At 54.2% G+C, this 26,854-nt stretch carries 18 protein-coding genes; 10 read left to right on the forward strand and 8 right to left on the reverse strand.

Translation table 11 applies throughout. The annotated features are described in order from the left end of the window. Positions 1-16: 16 nt before the first annotated feature. On the forward strand, positions 17-2,125 hold the full coding sequence (locus NST08_RS21345) for a multicopper oxidase family protein (protein WP_007127611.1): 2,109 nt from the start codon (positions 17-19) through the stop codon (positions 2,123-2,125). Positions 2,126-2,213: 88 nt separating this feature from the next. Here NST08_RS21345 and NST08_RS21350 read toward each other — a convergent pair whose 3' ends face one another. Beyond that, complete coding sequence (locus NST08_RS21350) at positions 2,214-3,995, reverse strand: ABC transporter ATP-binding protein (protein ID WP_007127610.1); 1,782 nt, start codon at positions 3,993-3,995, stop codon at positions 2,214-2,216. Between the two features lie 21 nt (positions 3,996-4,016). Continuing rightward, on the reverse strand, positions 4,017-6,518 hold the full coding sequence (gene uvrA, locus NST08_RS21355; RefSeq protein ID WP_341342277.1) for an excinuclease ABC subunit UvrA: 2,502 nt from the start codon (positions 6,516-6,518) through the stop codon (positions 4,017-4,019). A 570-nt stretch (positions 6,519-7,088) separates the two neighbouring features. Between uvrA and NST08_RS21360 the strand changes: the two genes are divergently transcribed. Continuing rightward, a complete protein-coding gene (locus NST08_RS21360) occupies positions 7,089-7,790 on the forward strand; it encodes a MerR family transcriptional regulator (protein ID WP_028406071.1) in 702 nt (233 codons plus the stop codon). A gap of 133 nt (positions 7,791-7,923) precedes the next feature. Here the strand turns inward: NST08_RS21360 and NST08_RS21365 are convergent, their stop codons facing one another. Beyond that, positions 7,924-8,841, reverse strand: coding sequence for an NADP-dependent oxidoreductase (locus NST08_RS21365; RefSeq protein ID WP_028406070.1), 918 nt, complete (start codon positions 8,839-8,841; stop codon positions 7,924-7,926). Between the two features lie 128 nt (positions 8,842-8,969). Here NST08_RS21365 and NST08_RS21370 point away from each other — a divergent pair, with 128 nt between their 5' ends. From NST08_RS21370 to NST08_RS21400, 7 genes are all read left to right on the forward strand, one after another. Then, positions 8,970-9,863, forward strand: coding sequence for a LysR family transcriptional regulator (locus tag NST08_RS21370; protein ID WP_028406069.1), 894 nt, complete (start codon positions 8,970-8,972; stop codon positions 9,861-9,863). Positions 9,864-10,158: 295 nt separating this feature from the next. Further along, positions 10,159-10,749, forward strand: a complete 591-nt coding sequence (locus NST08_RS21375; protein ID WP_007127605.1) for a TetR/AcrR family transcriptional regulator — start codon at positions 10,159-10,161, stop codon at positions 10,747-10,749. A 233-nt stretch (positions 10,750-10,982) separates the two neighbouring features. After that, positions 10,983-11,534: an HXXEE domain-containing protein gene (locus tag NST08_RS21380; RefSeq protein ID WP_028406068.1), complete on the forward strand. Its 552-nt coding sequence runs from the start codon at positions 10,983-10,985 to the stop codon at positions 11,532-11,534. A gap of 367 nt (positions 11,535-11,901) precedes the next feature. Then, positions 11,902-12,354: a MarR family winged helix-turn-helix transcriptional regulator gene (locus tag NST08_RS21385; protein WP_007127603.1), complete on the forward strand. Its 453-nt coding sequence runs from the start codon at positions 11,902-11,904 to the stop codon at positions 12,352-12,354. Next, positions 12,351-15,521 (forward strand): MMPL family transporter, encoded by a 3,171-nt coding sequence (locus NST08_RS21390; protein ID WP_028406067.1) that lies wholly within the window; start codon positions 12,351-12,353, stop codon positions 15,519-15,521. Before NST08_RS21385 ends, NST08_RS21390 begins: the two co-directional genes overlap by 4 nt. A gap of 265 nt (positions 15,522-15,786) precedes the next feature. Then, positions 15,787-17,004: a hypothetical protein gene (locus tag NST08_RS21395; protein ID WP_341342278.1), complete on the forward strand. Its 1,218-nt coding sequence runs from the start codon at positions 15,787-15,789 to the stop codon at positions 17,002-17,004. Positions 17,005-17,486: 482 nt separating this feature from the next. Next, complete coding sequence (locus NST08_RS21400; RefSeq protein ID WP_007127599.1) at positions 17,487-17,672, forward strand: hypothetical protein; 186 nt, start codon at positions 17,487-17,489, stop codon at positions 17,670-17,672. A 261-nt stretch (positions 17,673-17,933) separates the two neighbouring features. Here NST08_RS21400 and NST08_RS21405 read toward each other — a convergent pair whose 3' ends face one another. After that, positions 17,934-19,184 (reverse strand): right-handed parallel beta-helix repeat-containing protein, encoded by a 1,251-nt coding sequence (locus tag NST08_RS21405; protein WP_341342279.1) that lies wholly within the window; start codon positions 19,182-19,184, stop codon positions 17,934-17,936. A 343-nt stretch (positions 19,185-19,527) separates the two neighbouring features. Between NST08_RS21405 and NST08_RS21410 the strand changes: the two genes are divergently transcribed. Then, a complete protein-coding gene (locus NST08_RS21410) occupies positions 19,528-19,977 on the forward strand; it encodes a DUF1569 domain-containing protein (RefSeq protein ID WP_341342280.1) in 450 nt (149 codons plus the stop codon). Positions 19,978-20,217: 240 nt separating this feature from the next. On the opposite strand, the gene NST08_RS21415 is transcribed toward NST08_RS21410, so the two are convergent. From NST08_RS21415 to NST08_RS21430, 4 genes are all read right to left on the reverse strand, one after another. After that, positions 20,218-21,117 (reverse strand): carbohydrate ABC transporter permease, encoded by a 900-nt coding sequence (locus tag NST08_RS21415; RefSeq protein WP_341342281.1) that lies wholly within the window; start codon positions 21,115-21,117, stop codon positions 20,218-20,220. A gap of 24 nt (positions 21,118-21,141) precedes the next feature. Continuing rightward, the gene (locus tag NST08_RS21420) at positions 21,142-22,053 is read right to left on the reverse strand and encodes an ABC transporter permease (protein WP_007127595.1); all 912 of its coding nucleotides are present in this window, start codon (positions 22,051-22,053) and stop codon (positions 21,142-21,144) included. Positions 22,054-22,297: 244 nt separating this feature from the next. Then, entirely contained in the window at positions 22,298-23,914 is a 1,617-nt protein-coding gene (locus NST08_RS21425) for an ABC transporter substrate-binding protein (RefSeq protein ID WP_007127594.1), read from the reverse strand. Between the two features lie 354 nt (positions 23,915-24,268). Then, positions 24,269-26,725, reverse strand: a complete 2,457-nt coding sequence (locus NST08_RS21430) for an AraC family transcriptional regulator (RefSeq protein WP_341342282.1) — start codon at positions 26,723-26,725, stop codon at positions 24,269-24,271. Positions 26,726-26,854: the final 129 nt, after the last annotated feature.

The raw sequence follows: 26,854 nt of genomic DNA on the forward strand, positions 1-26,854 counted from the left end.
AAGGAGAATTGAACTTATGAGAACTTGGATTATGATTGAATACGGAATCACAATCGCTCTTGTGCCGCTCTGGTGGCTGGTCTATTCCCGAGCTCGGCATGTGCTTGACCATAACACTTCGGAATCGTTCCATACCCATCTGCGCAGCCTGCGATTCCGGTTATGGCCGGCCGTCTGCTTGACCACGGTCAAGCTAGCCGCAACGATTCGGATGTGGATGACCGACTGGTCCTTCGTCGAAGACAAGGTGCTGATCCAGTGGCCGCTGTACCTATGCGGCATGTTCGCCATTTTCATGTTCTCGCTTCCGGAACTCTATCGGCGCGAACAGTCCGCCTTCTCTTCCACGAAGGGGAGAGCGGGAGGGCTATCTAACCCCATCATATTCCTGCCGTTTTCGGCAGCATTTACCGCATCCGCAGCTTCCGCGATCCAAATGCTGTTCTTCGCGCAATCCCCGCTACGATTCGAGACGTTATATGGGGTTTGGGCAGGGTTTGGTCTTGGGGTTGCTTTCCAAGCCTTCACTTATCGAAGGCACCTGAATCGTCAAGCCGCAGGCGGAAAGTTAGCCAGGCAAGAAAACTCAGGGAAACGCTTCCTCCGCATGGTCCAAAAGGGCTTGGTGCTTCTTGTTGTCGTCTCGACGATCGTTGCATCCGGACTGCTATCATCCAGACTTCCGGATCGGATGAGCATGATGGATCACGGTACCCAAAGCTCCCATGGAGGCCACGCCAATGCAAGCCACAATCTTGCAGGTCTCGATCATGCAGACTCGCCTGTGTCTGCGGCTGTAATGAGCCCGGAAGCCGTCAGCGTCGAGGACCTGAGAGGTCCGCAAGATGCGCCGCCGGACCGCTCTTTTACAATATCAGCGTCAAAGCTGATAACAACGCTTCCCACCGGAGAACATTCGGAACTCTGGACCTTCAATCAAACCGTCCCGGGACCAGAGCTTCGAGTAAAGGAAGGCGACCTGGTCGAAGTCGTATTGCACAACGTTGATATCGAGGATGGCGTCACCATCCACTGGCATGGCCTGAATGTCCCGAACGGCGAAGACGGCGTAGCGGGGCTGACGCAAGATGCTGTGATGCCGGGAGAACGGTTCGTTTACCGTTTCATTACCAATCAGACGGGAACTTACTGGTATCATTCGCATCAACAATCCTCGGTTCAAGTTGCCAAAGGACTCTACGGCACGCTAATCATCGAACCGAAGGAAGGTATCGCGGAGGATGTCGATATGACCGTCATGTCCCACTCTCACGGGACGAGCAACGGCAGCACGATTACGCTGGGTCCCACTGGCGTGCTGTCGCGCCGGATCATTGAACCGGGTACGGCCGTCCGTATCCGGCTCATTAACGCCCATAACATGCCGCGTATTTTTTACGTATCGGGAGCGCGGTATCGAGTAGCCGCCATAGACGGGGTCAATCTGAACGGACCGGAATGGATGGAAGACCGGCCGCTTCTGCTTGCCGCCGGCGGAAGGTATGATCTCGCCTTGGTCATGCCGGAGCATGCCGTTTCGGTGTCGCACAGCCTGGGTACGATCAACGAAACCAGCGAGGCCGTTGTCCTCTCGGCCACGGATCACGACATGCCGGCTCCCGGGGTTGAGGGAACGATCTTTGACCCTGCATACTATGGCGCTCCGGCGCCGGTTCCCTTTGATTCCGACACGAAATATGACAAGGCGTTTACGCTGGTACTGGACAATCGGGTTGGATTTTATAACGGAACCATGACCAATTTACAGACGATCAATGGGTATGTCTTTCCGGATACGCCCTCGCTGATGGTAAGTGAAGGCGATGTCGTCAAAATGAAATTCGTCAATCGCGGATTCATGGATCACCCGATGCATCTGCACGGCCATCACCTATTGGTGCTGAGCCGGAACGGCATACCGGTTCAGGGCAGTCCGTGGTGGACCGATTCCTTGAACGTAGCCCCAGGCGAAGTGTATGAAGCCGCTTTTGTTGCGGATAATCCCGGACTGTGGATGGATCATTGCCACAACCTGGAACACGCCGCGGCAGGGATGTCCATGCACCCCGAGGGAGTCTACACTCCATTTGAAATCGGCCGGTCTACGGTCAATATCCCTGAATGATGTGTGGAAAAGTACGCGGAGGCAGTGAAAAACCCTTCCGGGAGCAGTGCCTAAAGGCTTGCTCTTGGAAGGGTCATTTCAGCGTTCTCTATTGTTCTCCCGTCTGAAACTGCTTCTTGGCCCATTCCGCATACGACGGATGGCTGTCAAGCAGCTCCTCGTGGGTTCCGCTGCCGGTAACCCTGCCGTGCTCCAGCACGATGATCTGATCAGCCGCGACTACGGTGGACAGCCGGTGGGCGATCACAACCGTTGTCCGCTCGATCATCAGGTTGCCAAGCGCCTTCTGCACCTCATGCTCAGAGTCGCTGTCCAGACTTGCGGTCGCCTCGTCGAGCAGCAAAATATCCGGTTGCCGGAGCAGCGCTCTCGCGATCGCCACGCGCTGCCGCTGCCCGCCGGACAGCTGAATCCCCCGCTCGCCGACCTCCGTCTCGTATCCCCGCGGAAGCGACTCGATGAAACCTTGGGCATAAGCAAGCCTTGCCGCTTCCGCTACCTCTTCATCCGTCACCGGCTCCTCGCGCCCGTACACGATGTTATCCCGGATGGACCCGGTCATGAGCGGGCTGTCTTGGGATACGTAACCGATCTTGCGCCGCCAGGAGTCCAGTGAGTAGTCCCGGATCGATTCCGAGCCGAAGACGATATCTCCGCCGCTTGGCGCATAGAAGCGCTCGATCAGCGAGAATATCGTCGTCTTCCCGCTTCCGCTCGGCCCGACAAGGGCCGTAACCTTTTTGGCAGGAATGGAAAAGGTCACCTCGGACAGGATCGTCTCGCCTTCATGGTAGGCAAACGTCACATCCTCAAAGCGCAAGTCGCGGTGCCCCTCGGGTGCCGGGCGAACGGCACGGTCGTCCCCTTCCGACCGGTATTCCAGAATCAGCCGCAGCCGTTCCGTAGCGGCCATCACCTTTTGCAGTTGAGAATAGAAGGTCGCAAACTGGCTGAAAGGAAACATGATCTGGAACAGCAGCAGGATGAACGACACCAGCTCTCCGGCGCTAAGCGCGCCGGAAGAGACGCGAACGCCGCCGTAGCCGATAATGACCACGAGCAGCACAACCATCACCATGGACATCAGGGGAACAAGCACCGCGTTGATTTTGGCTTCCTTCATGCCGAAGCGGTACAGGCTGTCCATATCGCCGAAGCCGCTTTTCTCTTCCTTCCGTTCCGCATTGGACGCCTTGACGAGGCGGATCTCGCTGATGACCTGGGTCAGCATGGCGGAAAGCTGGGCAAGCTGCCCGTACATGCTGATGGAGATTTTGTACATTTTTCCGCCGATGGGCATCAGGATGCCGAAACCTACGGGCACGGCCACCAGGATGATCAGCGTCATCTGCCAATCCAGATAGAAGAGAATGGCCACCGCGCCGATCACCGTCAGCAGATTGGAGCAGAAGGCGATAAGGTGATCGGTGATCAACGTCTTGATCTCGTTCGTATCATTCGTTACCCGGCTCATGGTTTCGGCCGAGCGGTGACGGTCAAAGAACGGAACCGGCAGCGACAGTACCTTGGTCCAGAGCCGTTTGCGGATTTTATTGACCATCTGGTTGCCGACGTATGCCAGCATGTAGTAGGATAGTCCGCTGGCTACAGCTTCAAGCAGGAAGAGCGCAGCCAGCGACGCGACCATGCGCAAATTGAACGAATCCGTCGAGAAGCTGTCAATGAATTGGCCGGTGATGAGCGGGACGACCAGTCCCGTCACCGCCCCGACCAGGCTCAGCAGGATCGCTGCCGCAAGCACCAGCTTCGGCATGCCTGCAGCCTGCAGCAGTCCGGTAAAATACCGGACGGTGGTCCTCGTTACTTTGCCTTTCTCTTCCGCAGCGTTTTGTTCTGTTCCGATTCCCATGTCAGATTCCCCCTCCCAAGGTTAAGACAGATACGTTTCCTTGATAAACCGGCCGGTATGCGAGGCTTCGACTGCCGCAACCTCCTCCGGCGTGCCGCTGGCTACCACGTCTCCGCCGGCTGCCCCGCCGCCCGGCCCGATATCGAGAATCCAGTCGGAGTTCCAAATCAGATCGAGATTATGCTCCACGAGTATCACGGTATTTCCCGCATCGACCAGGCGGTTCAGCAGGACCAGCAGCTGCTTCACATCCCCCGGATGAAGACCGGTAGACGGCTCGTCGAGCAGGTACAGCGTATGATTTTTCGTTTTCTTGCTGAGCTCCTTCGCCAGCTTGATCCGCTGTCCTTCTCCGCCCGAGAGGGTGCGAACCGACTGCCCCCACTTCAGGTAACCAAGGCCCACGTCACAGAGCAGCCTGGTCAAATCCATGATTTTCGGCTGGTCTTCCAGAACGGACAAACTTTCCTCCACCGTCATATCCAGCAGATCGGAGATGGAGAAGCCGTTGTATGTCACGCGGAGCACCTCTTCCTTGAAGCGTTTCCCCTTGCAATCCGGGCAGCGAACCTCGATCTCCGGCAGAAAATGCATGTGCAGCGGGACGACGCCCAAGCCCTGGCATGTCTCGCATCGGCCGCCCTGGGTGTTGAAGGAGAAGTGCTTGGCCGTCAACTTGTTCCGTTTGGCTTCCGGCAGCCCGGCGAACCAGTTCCGAATATGGGTGTACACATCGGTATATGTGGCCACGTTCGAGCGCTGCATGCGGGATACCGGAGATTGATCGACGGTGATCAGCTGGCCAACCGCCTCCCACCCTGTTATTTCTTTACATCCCGGCGGCGTCTTCCGCTCGCTTCCCGATTCGGCCAAAAGATCGAACAGCAGCGTGGATTTGCCCGAGCCCGATACGCCCGTTACGGAGATCAGCGTGCCGAGCGGGAAGGAGGCCGTAATATGCTTCAGGTTTCTCAGATGCGCGTCATGGATCGTCAGCATGCTTCCGTTGCCGCGTCTGCGCCGCGGCGGCTTCTGTGCATCGTTCTCGCGGAAATACGCTCCGGTCACGGAGGCCGGCTGTTCCATCAACTGCGCCAGCGTTCCCTGTCCGACAACGGTTCCGCCCATCGCTCCCGCACCAGGTCCAATATCGATAATATGGTCGGCAGCCCGCATCACGTCCTCGTCATGCTCGATCACGAGCACCGTATTGCCCAGATCCCGCAGCTGCTTCAGCACCTGAATCAAGCCGCGGGTATCCTTCGGATGCAGTCCGGTGGTCGGCTCATCCAGAATATACAGCACGCCCGTGAGACCCGAGCCGAGAATGGATGCGAGCCGAAGCCTCTGCGCCTCGCCCCCCGACATCGTGATGACCTGCCGGTCCATCGTCATATAGCCGAGACCGACATCGATGATGCGCTTCAAGCGGACAATCGAATCATGAATGAGCGGCTCAACAATGAACAGCTGGTCGCTGCTCAGCTTCTTCATGAGCGCTTCCATCCAATGGAGGGCCTCGCCGATGGACCAGGCGTTCACTTCCGTGATCGGCGTTCCGTCGACCAGTACGCGTCTGCTGTCCGCCTTCAGCTTTGTGCCTAGGCAATCCGGACAGACGGATTCATGGAATAATGCGGCCTCGCCGGATTCGCTTCCTTTCTCCCGGTACCTTCGCCATATGCCGGTCACGACGCCTTCGAACTTCCCCTGTCCGACCGACTTCGGCGGCTTGACGTCCGGGAAATGGCGGCTGAACGCCTCGCTCTCCACGCCGTAATAGAGGAGGTCCCGCTGGGCTTCGCTGTAATCCCGGAGCGGCAAATGCTCGTCAAACGTGAAGCCGTAGTGCTTCGCCGCGGCCTTCAGAATGTTCGTGTTGTAATCGATAAGCACGCTGTACCAGATGGTGACCGCGCCATCGCGCAGGCCGAGCTCCGGTCGGAACACCGCTTCCAGGTTTAAATCCACGGTGTGACCGAGCCCGCTGCAGGTTCCGCATGCACCTTCCGGCTTGTTAAAGGAAAAATGGGACATCGTCAGCTTCTCCATGGCATGTCCGCATCGCCTGCAGTGAACCGTCTCATAGGAGTCTGTGGCCTCGTCGTCCTCCGAAGCGCCGTGGTACGACTCGCCTTCGACATTCGGCACGACGGTATCGCCGCAGGACGGGCATTTCCGCTCACCCAGCTTGGCATACAGAATCCGCAGCAGCCTGTAGATGTCTGTCACCGTTCCGATCGTGGAACGCGGGTTCCGGTTCGTGATGTGCTGGCCTACGCTGATGGAAGGCGAGAGCCCTTCGATCGCGTCCACCTTCGGCTTGCTTACCGAATCCGACACCATGCCCATGGATTCCATGTACTGCCGCTGACATTCACGTTGAAGCGTGTCCATCGCCAGCGTCGACTTGCCTGAGCCGGATGGGCCGGTTACGACGACCAGCTGGTATTTCGGAATTTCCAGGGAGATGTTTTTCAGATTGTTTTCTCTTGCGCCGCGAATTTTGATGGATCCGTTCATGATAACCTCCTAAAAGTTTTGTGGAGCATATGCTTCGAAGGAATTTCTTCGCAACAAAACTCGCTTCGGAAGCGTCCGCTCAGTTTTGTGGAGCATATGCTTCGAAGGAGTTACATCGCAACAAAACTCGCTTCGAAAGCATTTGCTCAGTTTTGTGGAGCATATGCTTCGAAGGAGTTACATCGCAACAAAACTCGCTTCGGAAGCGTCCGCTCAGTTTTGTGGAGCATATGCTTCGAAGGAGTTACTTCGCAACAAAACTCGCTTCGAAAGCACCAGCGCCGATTACATCCCCATATTACAACATTGATGCAAGTACAAAATTTCAGGATTCGGATCTTTGGCGCATCGCGATTTTTTGAGCTCAATCCCGTCACGATGCTTTAAGGTTTAGTGATAATGTTGAGCGACTGCGTTTCTGCAAAAATATCCCGCTAGCCTTTTAACTTGCTGTTCATCATCCGGTGATCGAAATGGTATACAAGGATCCGCTTCATTCCCGTGGTCCGTCATGGTACAATCCACCCAGAAACGTAAATGTACGAGCCCATCCGGAGGAGGTAGAAAACCATGGGAATCCGGCCGATCGAGATCGCCAGAAAGCTGGGCATCAGCACAAGCGCGCTTCGGCACTATGAGAGCTGGGGCATCGTTCCGCCGACTGAACGCACTGCAAGCGGCTACCGGATCTACACCGAGGAGCATGCGGCATACTTTGAATGCATCCGGGCCATGTTTCCGGGCTTCGGCGTCGATGTTACGAAGAAAGTGATGAAAAAGCTGCAGGAGAAGGAGCTTGATGAAGCGCTATGGATCATCAATGAAGTGCAGGCCCGGCTCCATCGCGACAAAACCCTTGCCGAACGAACGATCCGCATTCTGGAGACGGAGCAATTGGATGATGCCGATTCCCATGGCCGCAAGGATAAGATGACCATCGGCGAGGTCGCCGCCGAAACCGGCGTTGAAGCCACGGCAATCCGGCATTGGGAGAAGGAAGGGGTCATAACGCTGCCGCGCGATGAAGAGAATGGCTATCGGACGTTCAACCGGGCGCTGGTCCGACAAATCCTGATCATCCGCATTCTCCGTTCGGCCAATTATCCGCTTGAGGTCATTAAGGATGTGCTGCAAGAGCTCCAGCACCACCAGGTCCATAATGCAAGAAGGCTGTTTAAAGAGACGCTTGTCTATTTAAATCACCTGAATCACCATCAAATCCGCGGCGTCCATTATGTGTACCGCCTGTGTGAGGTGCTGAAGCTGATATAATCAAGGCCGCAGGCCATCCAACGTAATAAAGGAGATGTCCGCAAGATCAAATGATCTTATGGAACATCTCCTTTTGTTCGAATCCAAGGCAGCTCCCGCCAAGCGTCAGCCTGCTAACAGGCTCTTAAGGCGGCTAGTCGATGACCAGTACGGTCTTGCCGCGGGCATGTCCCGTTTCCACCAGCCGGTGCGCCTTCGCAGCTTCGCTGAGCGGGAACGCATGCGAAATGTGAATCTGAAGCATTCCCTGCTCATATAAACGAACCAGCCCATTTAACCGGGATTGGGATCTTTGACTGCGAATCGCCAGAACGCCAAGCTCAGGCACCGCTTCAAACGAGGCGATCGTGCCGACCCGGCTCCTGTCGTTTACCAGCTCTACCGATGCCCGCAAAGCCTCCTCGCCCGCCGCATCCAAAGCTGCATCCACCCCCTCGGGAGCGATCTCCCTCACTCGATCAACCAGACCCGGACCATAGAGGACCGGAACCGCGCCAAGCGAGCGCAGATAATCATGGTTCCGCTCGCTTGCCGTTCCGATGACCTGCTTGGCTCCAAGGGCCAAGGCGATCTGGACGGCAAAGGTCCCTACCCCGCCGGCAGCCGCATGAATCAATACGGTGTCGCCGGCCCCTACCCGCAGCTGCTCCAGGGCCGTATGGGCTGTTTGCCCGGAGGCGCTCAGGACGCCGGCTTCCTCCCAGCTCATGGATTCAGGCTTTCGCACGATCTGATCCGTACTGACGACGACATACTCCGCATAACAGGCTAGGAGCGACCATCCGAGCACGGCGTCCCCCGGCGAGAAGCCGGCTACCCCCTCCCCGACCTGATCGATCGTGCCGGCAAACTCATTTCCTACGATTTGAGGCTGTTTCAAGGTTAACGGCGGAGGCGTCCATCCGGTGCCCCGCACCGCGCAGTCGGCAGGCTGCACGCCCGCACTCCTGACTTTTACCCGCACCTCGCCCGGTCCTGCCTGCGGATCCTCGAAGTTCATGATGCGAAGGACCTCCGGCGGCCCGATCGAAGAAAAAGCTGCTGCTTTCATGGATCTCATCCCCTTTTATCGATTGATCTTCCTCTCGACTTCATTCTATAATCACCAATAGATAATAAAAAATATAAAATAATCCATGTATATATATACTGAAGTATATAAGGAAGGCAGGAGATACGATGGAGCTGCTGCAGCTGAAGTATTTTGTCACGGTCGCCAGGCTTGAGCATATGACCAAAGCCGCCCAGGAGCTTCGCATTGCGCAGCCTGCCCTGAGCAAGACGATTTCCCGGTTGGAGGAGGATCTCGGCACCCCCTTGTTCGAACGGCAGGGACGGCATATCCGGTTGAATGCCTACGGCAAAGCGTTTTTGGCCAGAGCCAGGGCGGCGCTTCAATTGCTGGAGGAAGGACGAAGGGAGGTTGCCGATCTGGCGGGGCTGGAGCGCGGCCGCATTCATTTGGCTTTATCGAACATGGAGCAGCTTCGCGAGCCGCTGCGACTGTTCCTGGAAGAGCATCCCGAGATCAATTTCCACATCGTTCAATCCTCTATGGAAGACATGGAGCAGACAATCGAGTACAGCGAGGTCGATTTCTTCCTCACATCCATGCCGATCAAGCATCCGGATATCGACCACCTTCCCCTGCTCGACGAAGAAGTATTTCTGGCGGTCCCTCCGGCCCACCGGCTGGCTTCAAGAGCCTCCGTCCATTTAAGCGAGGCCGCGCAGGAGCCCTTTGTCGGTTATAAGGAAGGGCATCCCTATCAAAAAATGAACAACGAGTTTTGCAGCCAGGCCGGTTTCATCCCGAACGTCGTATGCGAGGTCGAGGATCCCCGCACGATTGCCGAACTCGTGCGCAGCGGATTCGGCGTAGCGCTCATCGGCGAATGCAAGAGCGGCGAGGAATTGAAGCTGGTCAAGCTGCGCATCGAGCAGCCCGAAGCCCGCCGCACCTTCCGCATCGCCTGGCTGCGGTCCCGATATTTATCCCAAGCCGCACGATCTTTTCGCGATTTTTTGGAGAAGTATTATCGGCTGCAGGGAATCGAATTGACCCCGTCATGAAGCCGCGCTTATCGCGCGGTTTTCCTATTATGTAAAGATGTATCCACCAGAACCGTACTCGAAGAATCCGATCGACCCTACGCGGTCCTTTCCAAGCCCTATTGACAACGAGTGAGTGAAAAAATAATATTGAGTAAACACTCAATTTCCGCTTTCAGGTCGATATTCGCCTGACGCTTGGGCCCGTATACCGATATCATAATGATGAATGTCCCGCTCTTTTTCGAATCGGCAGCCCTTCAAAACGAAGTTCATATCAGGACCGAAATTCCAACCACAAAGGCGGTATTTACTTATGCCAACCAGCAAAGCGAATGCAAAAAAAGAACGGATTCTTCAATCAGCTTTAAGCCTGTTCTCCAGACAGGGATACCATGCCACAACGACCAAGGAAATCGCTGCCGAGAGCGGGGTAGCCGAAGGCTTGATATTTTATCATTTCGGTGATAAACGGAAGCTGCTGCTTGATATCGTTCGCAACTTTTCCTTTATTCCGCAAGTAGAAGCAGATGCGGATGCGCTGGCTGAGCTGTCGACGGAAGAGGCGTTGGTCCGCTATGGCTTGAAGTATCTCGAGTTTCTGAAATTGAATCAGGAATATATCATGCTCATCTGGTCCCCGGAGTTAGTTAACGATGCCGAGGTATCGGCTGAAGTTGCCAGCCTGATCGACGGATTCGGTACGGCGGGCAGGAATATGTTGAAACGCCAGGGAGCATCCGGGCCTCCTCAGGAATTTACCGTCCAAGTCGCCATGATGACGGTCACCTCTTCCATTCTCGTTTACTTCATGCTCCATTCCCGTTTCGGCGAGGAGTTTATGCCGCTTGGTGGCGAGGCGTATGTCCGGGAGCTTGTCCGTTTGCTGATGCACGGATGGAGTTAGGAAACATCCGACGGGATCGGTAATGCATACCAATATGTTTATATTGTCATAATGGTTAATCCTTGTAAGGCCCTTTTTTAAGCAGGCTGCTGTCCTGGCGTATTGCATAAGATGATTTCCTGCTGATTGCTTAAGCAATTTTCGCTAAAGCATCAGCTAATTTTATACTCATAATTTGAGTGTCTACTCAACTTTTTGTTCTGTTGAAGGACCTTTGAAGGGAGAGAATTGTGATGATGGTGGATTGGAACTCGGAAATGCTGTTATGGCTGCTGCCAGTCGTATTCTTCCTGCACGATGGCGAGGAAATCGCAAGCATGGAGCACTGGATTAGGAGGAACAAAGACAGCCCATGGCTCTCCAAAGTATCGTCCATCCCGATAAGGTGGGATAAAAATCTGACGCTTTCTTTTACATTTGCCGTACTGGTGCTCGGCTTCGTGCTCACCTCCGTAACCTGGCATGCCGCTGTTCGTTATGACACGGTCGGCAGCATGCCGTTTCTATACGCCGGATTCGTTGCGGTGTTCCTCCTGGACGGAATAAAGCATGTAGGGGCTACCGTCCTGCTGCGGAAATACACTCCCGGTGTGATTACCGCTGCTCTTCTTGAAATTCCCTTTGGAGCTTACGCTCTATACAATCTGATCCACCAGAAAATGATCGATCTCGGAGCCCTTGCCCTTGGCTTGGCCATCGCAATGCCGGTCACGCTGTTTCTCGTATGGTTGGGTCTGACCATCGGCATGCGACTCGCCCCGGTCCGTAACGTGCCTTTTGAATAATTCGCTTCCTTTCAGCTTGATTCTCTAATTATTACATCGTCTCCACGAATGTTTTGATTGGTGTCCGTGCGAGATCTCGGAGGGAGCCTCCTCGCATCCGAAAAGGCGTATCCCGGTAGTCCCGGGCTTCATATAAGCCAAGCGATCGATCATATCGTAAAAGGATGGCTTCAAGCGGATTTTAAGCGCCGCAAGAAAAGCCGGCTTGGTGGACATGCGAATAAATCTCCCCGCCCCCTCATGGCCATTCCCCGGTCATCAGCCTCAATAAGCAAGCTGTTTGACTTTTGCCCCCAGCTGCCATATAGTTCAATAATGAAACTATTTCACACACGAACTATATGGCTCGGGAAAGGAGGGCTATCGGTTGAATGACAAAGCGAAGCAGTGGATCGACCGGTATTTGGATGTTTACCAGTTGGTTACCCGGCGCATTAGTGCCGAAATGCGGGAACATCTTGGCGAGGATCTGACGAACGACCAATTCCAGGTCGTGCGCTTGATCAACAGCATGCCCCAGTGCACCTCTTCGCAGTTGGCCGACACGCTGGCCGTAGGCAAAAGCTCGATCACTGCCATCGTCAACCGACTCGTTGACGCCGGGATCCTATACCGGACCCGCGACGAAGCGGACCGGCGGCAGGTCTACCTGGCGTTAACCGACTATGGTACATCCATTTTCGAATCGGCCCAGGAGCAAGTACGGAATATCATTTCCCCGTACCTAAAGCATTTCGAAGAAAAAGATATCGAAATGTTTATCTCGATGTTCGAGAAGCTGGGTCAATTGATGCAGGAATCAGGAGGGAGAAAAAATTGAAAGCCATACTAAAAGCAAGATGGCTCATTATTGTCCTGTGGCTTGCTGCTGCCGTCTCACTATTCTTGACGGCACCGTCGATGGCGGATCTCGTCCGCGAGAAGGGTCAGCTGTCCGTTCCTGACGGCTACACGTCGTCGAGAGCTGCCGAAATTCTTAAGGAAGCATCGGGAGGCGAGGGCGGAGAAACCTTACATCAGGTTGCCCTAGTCTTTCATAATCCCGATGGCTTGAGCGAAGCCGATAAGGAGAGCATTAAGCAGGGGATTCAGAGCCTGAACGACCGAAAGGAAAGCCTGAATATCGACTCCATCAATGAGCCGTTCACCCAGAAGGAGCTTGAAGATACGCTGATTGCCAAGGACGGCAAAACGATCATGACGGCGTTGCAGGTCAGCGGAGGCCAAGAGGCCGTCAAGGCGCTGCCTGAGCAAGTCGATCAGATCCTTGAAGGCGTTAGCGCGGAGCATTATCTGACGAGTGAAGGACTCATTAATGAAGATACGATCGTCAGCTCGGAAGAAGGGCTCAAGAAAACGGAATATATTACGGTCATCTTTATTCTTCTTATCCTCTTCATCGTATTCCGTTCTTTTGTCGCCCCATTCGTTCCGCTGCTCACCGTCGGTCTCAGCTACATCGTGTCCCAATCGGTGGTCTCGTTCCTCGTCGACCGGTTCGACTTCCCGATCTCAACATTTACGCAGATCTTCATGGTTGCCGTCATGTTCGGCATCGGGACCGACTACTGCATCCTGCTGATCAGCCGCTTCAAGGAGGAGCTGACAGCCTCGGATGATACGAAGTCGGCAATCATCGAAACGTACCGGAAAGCGGGCGGCACCGTCTTTTATTCCGGTTTGGCCGTATTCGTCGGCTTTATAGCGATCGGCCTGTCGAAATTCATCTTGTACAAATCCGCGGTTGCTGTCGCCGTCGGCATCGCCGTCATGCTGCTTGCTCTCATAACCGTCGTCCCGTTCTTTATGGCGGTGCTCGGCAAGAAGCTGTTCTGGCCTTCCCGCGGGAAGCTGGAGCACAGCGAGAACAAGCTGTGGGGAGCGGCCGGATCCTTCTCGCTTAAAAGGCCTTGGGCCGCGCTGCTTGTCGTGGCTGTTATCGTGGCTCCGTTTCTCGTGACATACAGCGGCAAGCTGTCCTTCAACAGTTTGGAGGAGATCGGTCCGAGCTATGAGTCCGTCAAAGGCTTCAACATTATTTCCGACAGCTTTGGTCCCGGACAATCGCTGCCTTCCACCATTGTCATTAAGAATGATGACGAGATGGATACGGCCGAATATATGGGACTCGCGGAGAAGATCAGCCGGGAAGTGGAAAAGGTCGAAGGCGTATCCAGCATTCGCAGCCTCTCCCGCCCGACCGGCGAGCAAATACATGACTTCCTCATTCCGACTCAAGTGAAAACGCTGAATGAGGGCCTTACGGAAACGAATGACGGGCTGGCACAAATTCAGAGCGGTTTATCCGAGGCAGGCAAGCAGCTGAGCGAAAATGCGCCCAAGCTGAATGAAGCCGCTGCCGGCGCAAAGGAATTAACGAAAGGAACGGCCGAGCTGAAGGCCGGCATGACTGAGCTTGCAACAGGCCTCAAAGCCATTGAGCAAGGGATCAAAAGCGGATCCGCCGGAGCCGGCGAAATCGAGTCCGGGCTTACGCAAGCGGCGCAAAGCGCGAAAGAGCTTGCGAACGCGCATGCCAAGCTGCTTGAGGGCTACAAGCAGCTGGATACCGGACTTGCGGCGCTAAACGGCGGCGTAAGCGGAATTCAGGAGCAGCTTGGAAGCGTAGCGGCTGCACTGAAGGGGCTTGAAGCCTCCTTCTCGGGTCTTGAGAACAGTCATCCTGAAATCCTCCAGGACATGAACTACCAGACGATTAAGGGGACCGTGACCCAGACAGCTGCCGGCACTGCCGAGCTGGCGGCAGGACTCGGACAGATTTCCGAGCAGATGAAGGGTGCGGCCGCCGGTCTATCGGAAGCCAACAAGGGCTACACCAAAGCGGCCGCCGGGCAGACCGCCCTCGCAGACGGGCTTCAAAAGCTGGCGGCAGGCATCGGTGAGCTCAAGTCCGGACTTTCGCAGGCCGCGGACGGCCAGGGACGCATCGTGAGCCAGATCCCATCCATTACAGGCGGGCTCGAGCAGCTGCAGGGCGGCCAGCAACAGCTGGCGGACGGCTTCGGTGATCTCACCGGACAGCTTGGCGAGCTGACGGAAGGCCTGAACTCCAGCGCGGACGGGTTGAAGCAGATTACCGACGGTTTAAGTTCGGCCCAAGACTACCTGCAGCAGATCCAGGATCTCCAGGACGATGAGCTCAGCGGGTTCTTCATTCCGCAGGAAGCGCTGGAGAACGACGAGATGCAGACGGTGTTCGATACGTACTTATCCGATAACCGCAAGGTCATGACCCTCGATGTCGTGCTGTCGACAAACCCGTACAGCGAGGAAGCGCTGGGAAGCGTCGAGCAGATTGAGGCGGCCGTTGCCCGCGCGGTGAAGGATACGAAGCTGGAAAACGCCGAGGTCGCCATCAGCGGCATTACGAGCACGAACCATGACCTGCAGAGCATCTCGGACGAGGACTATACCCGTACGGTTATTCTGATGCTCAGCGGAATCTTTATTATTCTCGTCGTGCTGCTGCGTTCCATCGTGATGCCGATTTATCTCATTATCTCCCTCGTTATTACGTACTTTACTTCGGTTGGAGTAACCGAGATGATCTTCGTGCACGGACTGGGTTACTCCGGCATTACCTGGGCGACGCCATTCTTCAGCTTTGTTATGCTGATCGCGCTTGGCGTCGATTACAGCATCTTCCTGATGGCGCGCTTTAACGAGAACAAGAGCTGGGATGTCAAGGATGCCATCCTTCACGCCATGCGGAATATGGGCACGGTCATCTTGTCCGCAGTCGTCATTCTCGGCGGAACGTTCGCCGCGATGTATCCGTCGGGCGTCCTGTCCATGATGCAGATCGCCACCGTCGTGCTGGTCGGACTCGTGCTGTACGCCCTCGTATTTCTTCCGTTCTTCGTGCCGGTCATGGTACGCATCTTCGGCCGGGCCAACTGGTGGCCTTTCACGCCGAAAGAACGGAGCTCAGAGAGCAGCCAGCCCGGTCAACACGTAGGCATGTAAGCTGCCCCCGGATTTGCTTGCGCCTGAGCGCAAGGTCCACCTTTTGAATCATACCGGCGCTTTTCGAAAGCTTTGTGCTTTTACGAAAAGCCGCCGGTTTTTTTATGAACAGATGCCCCACAAGCTTGCCCTCTTCTCGATTCATCGCATTTCCAAATCCGTTTTCCATTGGCTTGGGCCGCTTGCTCAAATAGGAAATGTCTGTACGGCTGATGTAATTTTGCGTATATTTGAAAGTAAGACTTCTTAAAAAGGAACGTGAACGGTGACAACCCTACGCGCAAAGAACCATGAACGTTTTCGTTTTACCAAATTTATCCACCGTGTTGCGGCATTCGTTGTTTTTCTGAGCATGCTCCTCGGAATCCGCTGGCTTTGGCTTGAAGCCTACGCCCCTCCTGCAGATCAACCGAAAGCCTCTGATGGGGTGCTCGATCTGAGAGGCTGGGATCTCTTGGGCTCCAAGCCCATCAATTTGGACGGAGAATGGGCGTTCTACCCGGACACCTTGGCAAATGAACAGGAGCTGAAGACGTCTGAGACGTCATCCTTCGTGCATGTACCTGGAGACTGGAATAAAGGCCGGGCGCATGAAGTGAAATCATCATTCGGAAACGGGACGTACCGGCTTCGCATCTTGCTGGATCGTCCGCTTGCGGCCCCACTCTCGTTCTGGGTTCAGGAGATTCAATCCGCGACCACCGTGGACATCAACGGCGAAACGGTAGCTTCTATGGGAAGGACAGGAGAGACTGGCCAAGCTTCCTATCAGCCGAACCGCACCTCTTTCGTTGTCGATTATGTTCCCGACCGGGAGGCTCGGGAGCTTGATCTGGTTATCCGGGTCGCAAACTATGAGCATCCTTACATGGGCGGAATCTCAAAGCCGATCAAGCTGGGATCGCACCAGGCGATCCAGGATGAGTACGGCGTCTCCGTCGATCTCCAGCAAATTACGTTTGTCGTCCTGATGCTGCACGGATTGTACGCCTGCATTTTATACTTATTCAATCCGCGGGAACGGTCTCTGCTCGACTTTTTCCTGCTGCTTGTATCGGCAGCTTTGAGTGTCGTCACATCGCACGACAGCCTCTTGATGAAGTGGGTCCCTTTAAATTATGAATGGGAGCTTAAAGTAACCTTCCTCTCCTATTCGTGGCTCTCCTATTTCATTTGGAAGCTGAGCCGCAGCTTTACCGCCCGAAAACGGAACTTGTGGTTTAACGCCTTCAGCGGGCTTTTGATCCTCTATACGATCGTGGTCTTTGCCGCTCCGGGGCCTTGGGTTCACGGGATGGTGGAATACCGGGTATTTGCCTTCTTTTACTTGTTGCCGGTCCTGCTCTCGGTCTACGTATTTACGCGAATGGTCCTTGACAGCCGGGATGATGCGATATTCCTCCTGCTATCAGCCAGCGGCGTGGCATCGGTCTCTATAATACGAATCGGCGGCTGCTGCAAACCTTCGGCTCCGGTCTCGTGATCAAGAGCACCCGGAATCAAGGCACGACGGTTTCATTTACAATTCCGTCGGATTCGCAGCCGAGCGAGGATTTTTCCGATTTTTAGGAACGAGGAGTCAGCCAGCGGACTCTTGCTTGGTTGCCATAAAGCAAAAGTCTGGTAGACGGTACGGCTTGGTTGTTGTTCGAGCGGAGCCTGAAGAGGATACGGGCTTGATTCACGAAGCAGAGTATGGCAGACGGTGCGGGTTAGTCCTTTCAAAGAGGAGCCCGGTAGACTATACTGCCTAGTCTTCTCCGGGCGGAGTTCCGCTATCGCAACAGGAGCATCGCCCCGCGATGCTCCTGTTGTTTTTTTGCGTCAAAATCAATCTACAATTTTATCATGCCTCCTATCTGTCTCTCATTATTAAGCAATGGCCGAACCGCAGCGTAAATCAACGGCCAACGTGGCATAAATTTATTGTTTACAAGGGAATACTGTTCCTAAAGGGGGTCCATCATGGAAAAGATCAACAGCTGGCTTAGTCAAATGGCTCACAATTATTTGCTGATTGTTATTGCAGCCATCCTCTTTTTCGGCATAAAATCCGTTATTGGTGTCATAACTTACAGGCACTACAATAAAGAATTGCAGCATTTGCACAAAAAACTGGACTCTCTATTAAAAAAGACCTCCGAAGATTGAGGTATAGCTGTTCGGTTTCTTATTTCTAAATGAGTCCGTGCACCGGCAGCTTCTCCTGATCCCTACAAGCGCAGCTGATCCCCTCCCTCCTATACCCATGCTCATCATCCAACACGAACCTTCACATTCTGTCACGACGCTTCCAATATTAAAAATCCGCATTTTATAAAAGATCATTGGGAGAGCAAACGATGGCCTGTCGTCCGAGCGACGTTACTGAGCCCTTGCTGGAGTCACCGTTGCAACGCTTGACCCTGTCAATCATGGCGCAACCGTCACGTTCCCCTTGTACATATTGCCGGCCGGGCTTCTCGTATTCTGGGAGGCTGTGGCCGATGTATTGCCATAGGCTGCGATGACATATACGTCCGGATCGGACAGAAACACCGTGTTATTGGAGAATTCGTTGCTGATTCCCCATCCCGGTACAATTTCATGAAGCTGAAAGGCATCCACAATGAGGCTGTTTCCATTCTGGTAGGCGGTATTATTCCGGATTATGGCCCCATTCCCTTTCACATCCACGAAGCTGTCGGCATAATTCGCTCCACTGATTCCCTCGCCATAAAAGGTGCAATTCTCGACCAGCGTCCCGATCGATCTTTCCTTAATGTCAATATGCTCAGCTGTAATGTTTGGGCCGAAAATGACGCCCCGGATCGTATTGTAATGCGTATTCTGGTCATATGATGCACCTTCCGCCGAACCGACGTAAACCCCCTCGCCAAAGCCCGGGCCGGTTTTGCCGGTATTGTATATCCGCGAGTTTTCAATGGTGCTGTATGAAGTGCCGTCCCGGAAATGCACGGCTTCGTAGCCGATGTTAAAAACCTCTACGCCGGAAACCAGCGTGTGGTTCGAATGATCAAGCAATATGCCCTTTTGGGCGTTCGTCAGCTTCAGATTACGGATGATCCAATGGTCTCCCCGGACCCGAAGTGCGTAGCCGGAGCCGGCGGAATATCCGGAAATGACCGCCGGGTTCGCGGCATCCCGGCTTTCGATGACGATGGGCTGCTCCGAGGTCCCGCCTGCATCCGAGGAGAAGCTTCCCGTGTAGGTGCCGGGCTCCAGGACGATCCGGCCGCCTGGAACGGCATTTTTCAACGCACTGTGCAGACAGGAAGACGATGCGCAAGAAGTATCGTTAGATGCGGAATGGGGTTCAGGTTCGAACCTACCGTCTTCATCACGTCCTCCCCCGTTTCCGCAAGTCTCTCTGGCATCCCATACTCCCCAAGAAGCGCTCGTTCCCGGCTCCTCGCCCGTTGTCCACCATCTTGCTGTCCAGAGCTTGCCTTGATGCGACACCTCGCTGTCTCCGCTGTAGGTAGCCGTCGCTTCCCACGGAGCTGCGGAACATGTTGCCGGCCTGGCTTCTTCTGCTCTAAACGCATCGGCCTGCTTTACCGTTGTGAATTCAGACAGGCCAAGGCTGCTGATCGAGACCATCAGCAATCCGATCAAGGCCAGCTGCCGCAGCCCTCTTTTCACCATACATAATTGGATCATCGGGATATCCTCCTCATGGTTAGTTTTCCATCTTTCTTTCGATTAAGATTGCCTTTACCATTGTAATGAGGAGAGCTTGGTCTCTATTCGATCTGTCATATCATCTAAAAAGGTTCTTCGGACCAAGATAAGCACCCACCCGAACAAGATAGACCCAACAGAAACCAGCCGATGCAGTAACCCCGGGGCAGCATCATGACTCTAAAACTGACGTGAATCATCGTGAGATACAGCAATCGGAAAGAAATCGGTCTTTAAATGAATTGGTATAATGGTTTCCGAGATTGAGTCGCCCTCAGGAAAGCCCTGTGATTACACCTCGCCAATAAGGAGCAATCAAATCATGGAAACCATGTTCAATCAAGCCCATGCTAAAGAACTCATGAACCGTATCGACAATCTAAATCCGGGCTTACAACCGCAGTGGGGCAAAATGAACGTCGCCCAGATGTTAGCCCATTGTTCGGCTTTCCAGGATATCGCCATGGGAAATTCTTTCCCTCCTAGAGGCTGGCTGGGGATATTGATCGGCCGCTTTGTGAAACCGATGTTTTATAATGCGAAGCCCCCGGCTCGCAATATGTCCACGATCCCCAGCATAATCATTGCAGATGATCGCGATTTTGAGGTGGAAAAAGAAACTCTGAAGGGAAAAATCGTCCAGCTTCAGAAAGACGGGCCGGCGAAAATCACGCCGCACCCGCATCCCTTTTTCGGCAAGCTGACCGCCGAACAATGGGGAATTGGGTTATACAAGCACCTGGACCACCACTTAAAACAGTTCGGCGTTTAGGCGCCTTTTCACGACAGCAAGTCCCTTTTGAGGACTTGTGAGGTCCATGCGCGTTTCACGACAGCAAGTCCCTTTTCGGGACTTGTGAGGTCCATGCGGCGCCGTTTCACGACAGCAAGTCCCTTTTCGGGACTTGTGAAGCCCCTGCCCGCGCCTTGTCACTCCCCCGCGCCGCCTCTGGCAGCACGCACAAAAGCGTGCCGACCAGCCCCTGCGCTGCCCGGCACGCCTCTTCCACCGTTACCCTTTGATCGAACCGATCATGACGCCTTTTTCGAAATATTTCTGCATAAACGGATAAATGACCAAAATCGGAAGCGTCGAAACGATAATGACCCCGTACTTGATCTGATCCGCATACCGCTGAGCATATCCCCCCGCATCGCCGCCGGTGCCTGCCCCGTTGGCAAATACCTGATTGGACAACAGGATGTCCCGCAGGATGATCTGCAGCGGCTGCAGCTTCGTATCCCGAATATAGATCAGCGCCGTGAAGAAATCATTCCAGTGCCCCACCAGATAATAGAGGGCGATGACCGACACCATCGCTTTGGACAGCGGCAGCGCCACTTTGAAGAAGAATGTGAAATGCGAGCAGCCGTCCATCACGGCCGCCTCGTGCAGCTCCTTCGGCAGAGACGTTTCGAAGAACGTCCTGGCGATAATGAGGTAAAACACATTCACCGAAAAAGGCAGGATGAACACCCAGATCGTATTGGTCAGCTGCAAATCCTTCATCAGCAGATAAGTCGGAATCAGACCGCCGTTGAAAAACATCGTCACCACGAAGAAGAACATGATGATCCGTCTCGCCCGGAATTCCCTCCGCGAAAGCACATACGCCGCCGGCAGCGTGAACAGCATGTTCACGAGCGTCCCGAATAACGTGTAAAACACCGTGTTCCGGTAGCCGGTCCAAATCCGCATATCCTTGAAAATTTCCTGATATCCGAAGAAGCTGATGTTTTTCGGAAAGAACAGCACTTTGCCTGTCGATACCAGCGTCGAATCACTGAAGGAAGCGATAACGATAAAATACAACGGGTATGCGATCAAAAGAAAAATAACGGCACACAACAGGGCCAGGACGACCCTGAAGGCGAATTCTTTACCGGTGACCCGGGCACTCATGTGATCCATGGTCGTTCCTCCTCCCCTCTCTCATTAGAATAGGCTCGTATTGGACACGCGTTTCGAAATGGCGTTCATGGCAAACAGAAACACGAAATTGATCAAGGTATTGAACAGCCCGATGGCTGAAGCCAAGCTGAATTGGTTGGAGATAATGCCGATCTTGTACACATACGTCGCAATGACCTCGGATACCGGCAGGTTGAGAGCGTTTTGCATCAGGAATATTTTCTCGAAGCCGGTGCTGAGAATGCTGCCCATGCTGAGAATGAACAAAATGATGATCGTCGGCACGAGCGCGGGAATATCCACGTACCGGATCGTCTGCCAGCGGCTGGCGCCGTCCATTTTGGCCGCATCATAGAGCTGGGGGTCTACTGCGGACAACGCTGCCAGATAGATAATGCTGTTCCAGCCGCAATGCTGCCAAATATCCGAGAGCACATATACCGGAATAAAGGTCGAGGTCGAGGCCAGCAGATTGATATGTCCGAGCCCGATTGATTTCATGAAATGACCGACCACGCCGGTTTCCGAGGACAGCAGCACATTGAGCATGCCCACGAGAACGATGACGGAAATAAAATGAGGTAAATATACCGTCGTCTGCATGAGCTTTTTCATTCGCTTTTTTCGAATCTGGTTCAGAATCAGCGCCAGAATAATCGGAGCCGGAAAGCCCAGAACAATCGAAGCCAGGCTGATAAGAAACGTATTGCGCATCAAATCCGTGAACAGATAGCTGTCGATGAACTGCTCGAAATAAGCAAGCCCTCTCCATTCCCCGCCGGTGAGGCCTTTGGTGAAATCAAAATCCCGAAAGGCCAGCTGAATTCCGTACATGGGGATGTAGTTGAACACCAGAATGACGAGGATCGCCGGCAAAATCATAATCCATAATTGATAATCGCGTATAAAGCTCTGAATGCCTTTGGGTGACCGCATGATATCCCTCCTTCGCAGCTAGGGGGACGAGGCCATCTTCACGCCCGGACACACTGCAGCCCACAATGCCCCGCTTCCTGCTCGGCCCTGCCCGCATACGGAGAATACGCCATTTACTTACCGCTGAGTCATCCAGGATATGCGATGGAGTATGGGAGAAGCCGAGGCTTAATGGCTAGCGGTGATTCTCACTGCGCACGACAATCGCTACAGCATGCTGCGTGAAGATCGCCTGTTTCCCCGATTAGTTCTTGCTCATGTATTCGTCGTAATATTTCTGCATGATCTCCAGGTTTTGATTAAGGCCGGCCTTCTCGCTTTCCTTCACGTAAGCATCCCATTCCGCTTCAATGCCGCCCTTGGTCACCCATTTGGCAAAGCTGGACTCGGCCAGATTCATGACGTTGGTGTTATTAAGGCTCATCGTGTTGTTGTCCATCGTCGAATATTTAATGAACATGCCCGGAAAAACATCCTTCTCCGGATCGACCTCCAGCGCTTCGGCAAGCGGCTCCGATTGGCCGAGCACCTCCTGCATATCGGTACCGAGCGTCAGCTCAAGCGAATCCGGAATATAAAAAGCCCCGTTATCCGCCATCGTCGACGTCCATTTCCACGTGCCCGGGTCCATTTTGTCATCCGCCGGAGGCAGAACGCTGTATGTACCGTCCCCGTTGTCTTTAATATTCGGCCCGATCGATCCGAACAGCACCTGCATCCCGACTTCCGGCGCGTACAGCTCGTTGATGAACCGCATCGCCGCTTCCTTCTGCTTGCTCTTTGCCGACATGACGATATGGTTCGTTCCGTAGTTGAGCGAGTAGTAGTCATAGCTCCAGGACAGCTCTCCGGCATAATCGGCCGTCGCCTTGAGCGGCGGCATGGAAGCGTATTGCGACGCAAGCTGCTGTCCGAACCGATCGGAAGCCACCCAGCCCCAAGTAAAGCCGACCTTCGCCGTATCCCCTTCGCCCCGTGCAACGGACTGATACTTGGTATAGTCGTGCGTAAACACTTCCGGATTGATCAATCCCGCCTGATACAGCTTATGAAGGAACGCGACCATCATCTTGTAGCGCTCGTCCGTAAGATAATTCTTCACCTTGCCGTCTTCTACAAAATAGCCCTGCGGGCTCCCGTCCGTCAGTGTGATCCCCATGCTGCCAAGCATCACCGCCGGGTTGAAATATCCGCCGATGCCTCCCGGCCAATCCATCGGTATTTCGTCATTCGGGTCGCCGTTGCCATTGGCATCCTTCTCTTTGAACGCGACGAGCACCTCGTACAATTCGTCCCATGTCGTCGGCATTGTAAGCCCGAGCTCATCAAGCCACTTCTGGTTAATGAACTGACGGCTAGCCGATGCGGGCCAGAAGCGTTGATATTTCGGAAGCCCGTAAATTTTCCCGTCGGGCTGGGTAGCGATGAGCTTCGTATCCGGCTTTTCGTTGAACATCTTCTGCACGTTCGGTGCCTGGTCAAGCATGCCGGACAAGTCTTGGAACAGTCCTTGGAACTGGGCGAAATCCGCGTCCGTGATCACATTCGGTCCGATGAACAAATCCGGAATGTCGCCGCTGGCCAGCATCGTTCCCTTCTTCTGTCCCCAATCGGCCGTAATTTCCTGCCATTCGATCTCCACCCCGGCGGCTTCTTCCACTTTCTGCAGCCACTCCATCTCAGCCAGCGGCTTTGTCAAAGCATGCTTGGTCATGATGGCCGTCAGCTTTACTTTTTTGTCTGAAGTGTTACCCGGTGGTTCGGCTGAATCGTCCGCTCCGCTTCCGGAACCGCTGCATCCGGCCAGCAGCATCGCCATGACCAAGAAGAGTGAGATGTAAACGTTTACCCTTTTCCGCATTGTTCTACCTCCAGCTATTTATTTGCAGCATCCAATCCCTCTCGGGTTTTTGCCGCAGCTTTGCTTGCCCTGATCGGACACCTATGACTCTAAATGGAGGCGGGAAGCCGCGTAAACGGGCAGTATTTTACCGATACGCATTTTTTGAAAGCGCTTATATCGCCAAAGAAGAGGCAAATCAGGGATCTGCCTCTCTATGCGGACATTCAAAATTTGTAGATATTCAAAAATTGTCAGCTGCATGCCGCGTCGTCCGAGCGAATATGAGCGTCCAGCAGCCATTATTTCAGCGCGCGCCGGGAGAGAATCGCGTGCCTAGCGTCCTTAGGGCGGACACGCTCACGCCATCGGTCCTCATGCATCTTTGTGAGTATTCCGGTATTGCCCCGGCGTGGTGCCCATGATTTTCTTAAAGGCCCGGATATAGCTCGAGGTATTGGTGTATCCCGACTTCTGAGCGATGGACTCCAGCGTTTCGTCGGTCTCCCGCAGCAGCTGAATCGATGTTTGAATGCGAAGCCGCTCGATGTATTCCTTGAAATTTTGTCCCATCGTTTTCTTGAAATGGTGGCTGAAATTCGATACGGACATGCCGAAGTGGTCAGCCATCAGCTGCAGGGAGCAGCTCGGATCCAACCCTTTTTCATCGATGACCGCCAGGATCTCTTCCCGTGTCGCCGTACGTGCGGCAGGGACCGTGTCCCGGATGAATTCGCACAGCTTCAAGCTGCTCTCGCGAATAATTCCGGTCATTTGCTCCATGGTATAACGCGGCTTGAAGGCTGCGTCTGTCAGCCGCAGCAGGGTTTGATCTTCGCGGCGGAAGCGCTGCAGGCCGTTGATGATGACGGTCACCGTGTTTAAATACACGCTTCGGATCATATGCGGCGGCATGCCGTCACTGCGGATATACCCGATCAGCCGTTCGGTCAAGCCGGCCACCATCTCGGGCTCGTTCTTCAGGATGGAGAGCTCCAGCGACTGCAGCATCTCGGCTACGTAAGAGACGGCGCCGGAATGCGTTGCTCCGATCTCGTCAAAGGTCAGCACCGGCGCTGTTTCGCGAACCCGCACATGCTCAACCGTCCGGAGCGCCTGCAAATATGACGTTTGCGCCGCCCTCGGGCAGCGGTAATCTCCCGGCCTGCCAATACCGATCATCACCCGGGTCCCCTCTGCGCCGACGAGCTCCTCCTGAAGCTGCGTCAAAAAAGCTTGAAGCGGAAAGCTCGGTGGATGAGCGCAAATCAGGACGATTTCATGATGATACACGCTTCTGCAAAAATATCCGTTCACGCCGTCAGGCCAGCGATCCTCGGCTTGCCTGCAGAAATCCGCCGCAGTATTGAACTCTTCCTCGGATTCGCACGCCAGCACGGCCACCGTAAGAATGGTACCGCCAGGCAGAGCCGGATCGCCCCCCTGCATCGTCTCAAGAACCGAAGCAGCAGGCGATGATGCTTCTTGGGCTGGGACGAACGGCACAGCAGCAGGTGGTGCTTCTTGGGCCGGGTCGATCGGAGATGGAGGATCATGAAAGGGGGAGCCCTGAGGCTTGGTTTCGCTGCCTGGCTGGGAACCGTCAAACGCGACTCCGACCTTGTCCGCTTCCTGAGCGAACGCCTCCCATGTCCCGTATTGCCCGACGACGAGCCCGAACAGAATATTGTCCCGCATAATCGGTAACGTTCCCTTCACCCTCTCGTCAAGTCTGCTGTTGGCGGCGGACAGCTCGTTTAGCGTATAGCGGATCGTATCGATCTCGTTCATGGGCCTTCGCTGCTGCGGCTCGAACAAGCTGACCGCCACATCGACAAGGCGCTTGATCGGATGATAATTTTTGCGGATGGATATGTAGACCACGATAACCTCAAACAGCAAAACAAGCCCGACGAGGAGGGCCGTGTTCCATTGGATGGTCCGAAGGCCCTGCAGCGATTCCGACACCGGAATCAGGCTCACATATTTCCACCCGTTCTTATCCGATACCGACGTCGAGACGAGATACGAAATCCCGTTGATCCGCTCAATTCCGGATGTGGCCCCCGGGTCTGCTCCCATGCCCTTTACGAGCGCCGACATATCATCGGACGCCTCGTAGATCTTCTTGTTTGAAGCGACAAGAGGCCGTCCTTCATTGTCAAAAATAAAAAAATCCCCGGTATAAATTTCGGACACCGACCGCATCATCCGAAGGATCGTGTCCTCCCGGACCATAATAAGGACGGCGCCCGGGGAATTGGAGCCGCCGACCGGGAGCGGCTGAAGAAAGGTTAGCAGCCTCAGCCGGTTATGGCCGGGAATAATGACGTTCTCCACCGGGCGCACGATGGGCTGGTTTAATGTGTTCAGCGTGTCTACCATCTCCTCATGCGGCCAGTCCTCATAATAGAATCCCACGCCAGGGATCGCCAAATCCTGCACGCTGTATGCGCTTCCAGTCTTGGAAAACAAATAACCGATGTTCTTCACATACAGCAGCGTGTTGTAGATAAAGGCATCGGTTGCGTTGTATTTTTTCATTTCATTAGCAATGAGCACGCGCTGATAGTCGCTCTCCTCCGCCTTGTACATCCTGAATTCGCGGTTCTGGACAAGCTCGTACGGCAGGTTATACACATACCGCGTGAACGTATCCATAGAGGTCATGAACTGCTCGGTAATATGCGCATTCCAGTCCAGCTCCTTCTCCTTTACGACATCGGCGGAATATGGGTAGTAATAGAACAAAATCATGGCAATCGGAAACAACAGCACAAGAAAATAGGAAATCAGCAGTTTGGTCAGCAGGTTGGCTTTCGGCTTTCCCAATCCGTCATTTCACCTCCAGTGTTCTCACATACTTGAAAAAGTTATATATAAGAATACGAAATTTTCATAAAAAAGAAAACTCAATTCCTGGGGTGACATCCCGTGAATTGAGCTTGTTTCCGGCTGCCT

It is taken from the genome of Paenibacillus sp. FSL K6-1566 (assembly GCF_038050475.1).
Lineage (GTDB): Bacteria > Bacillota > Bacilli > Paenibacillales > Paenibacillaceae > Paenibacillus_AQ > Paenibacillus_AQ lactis.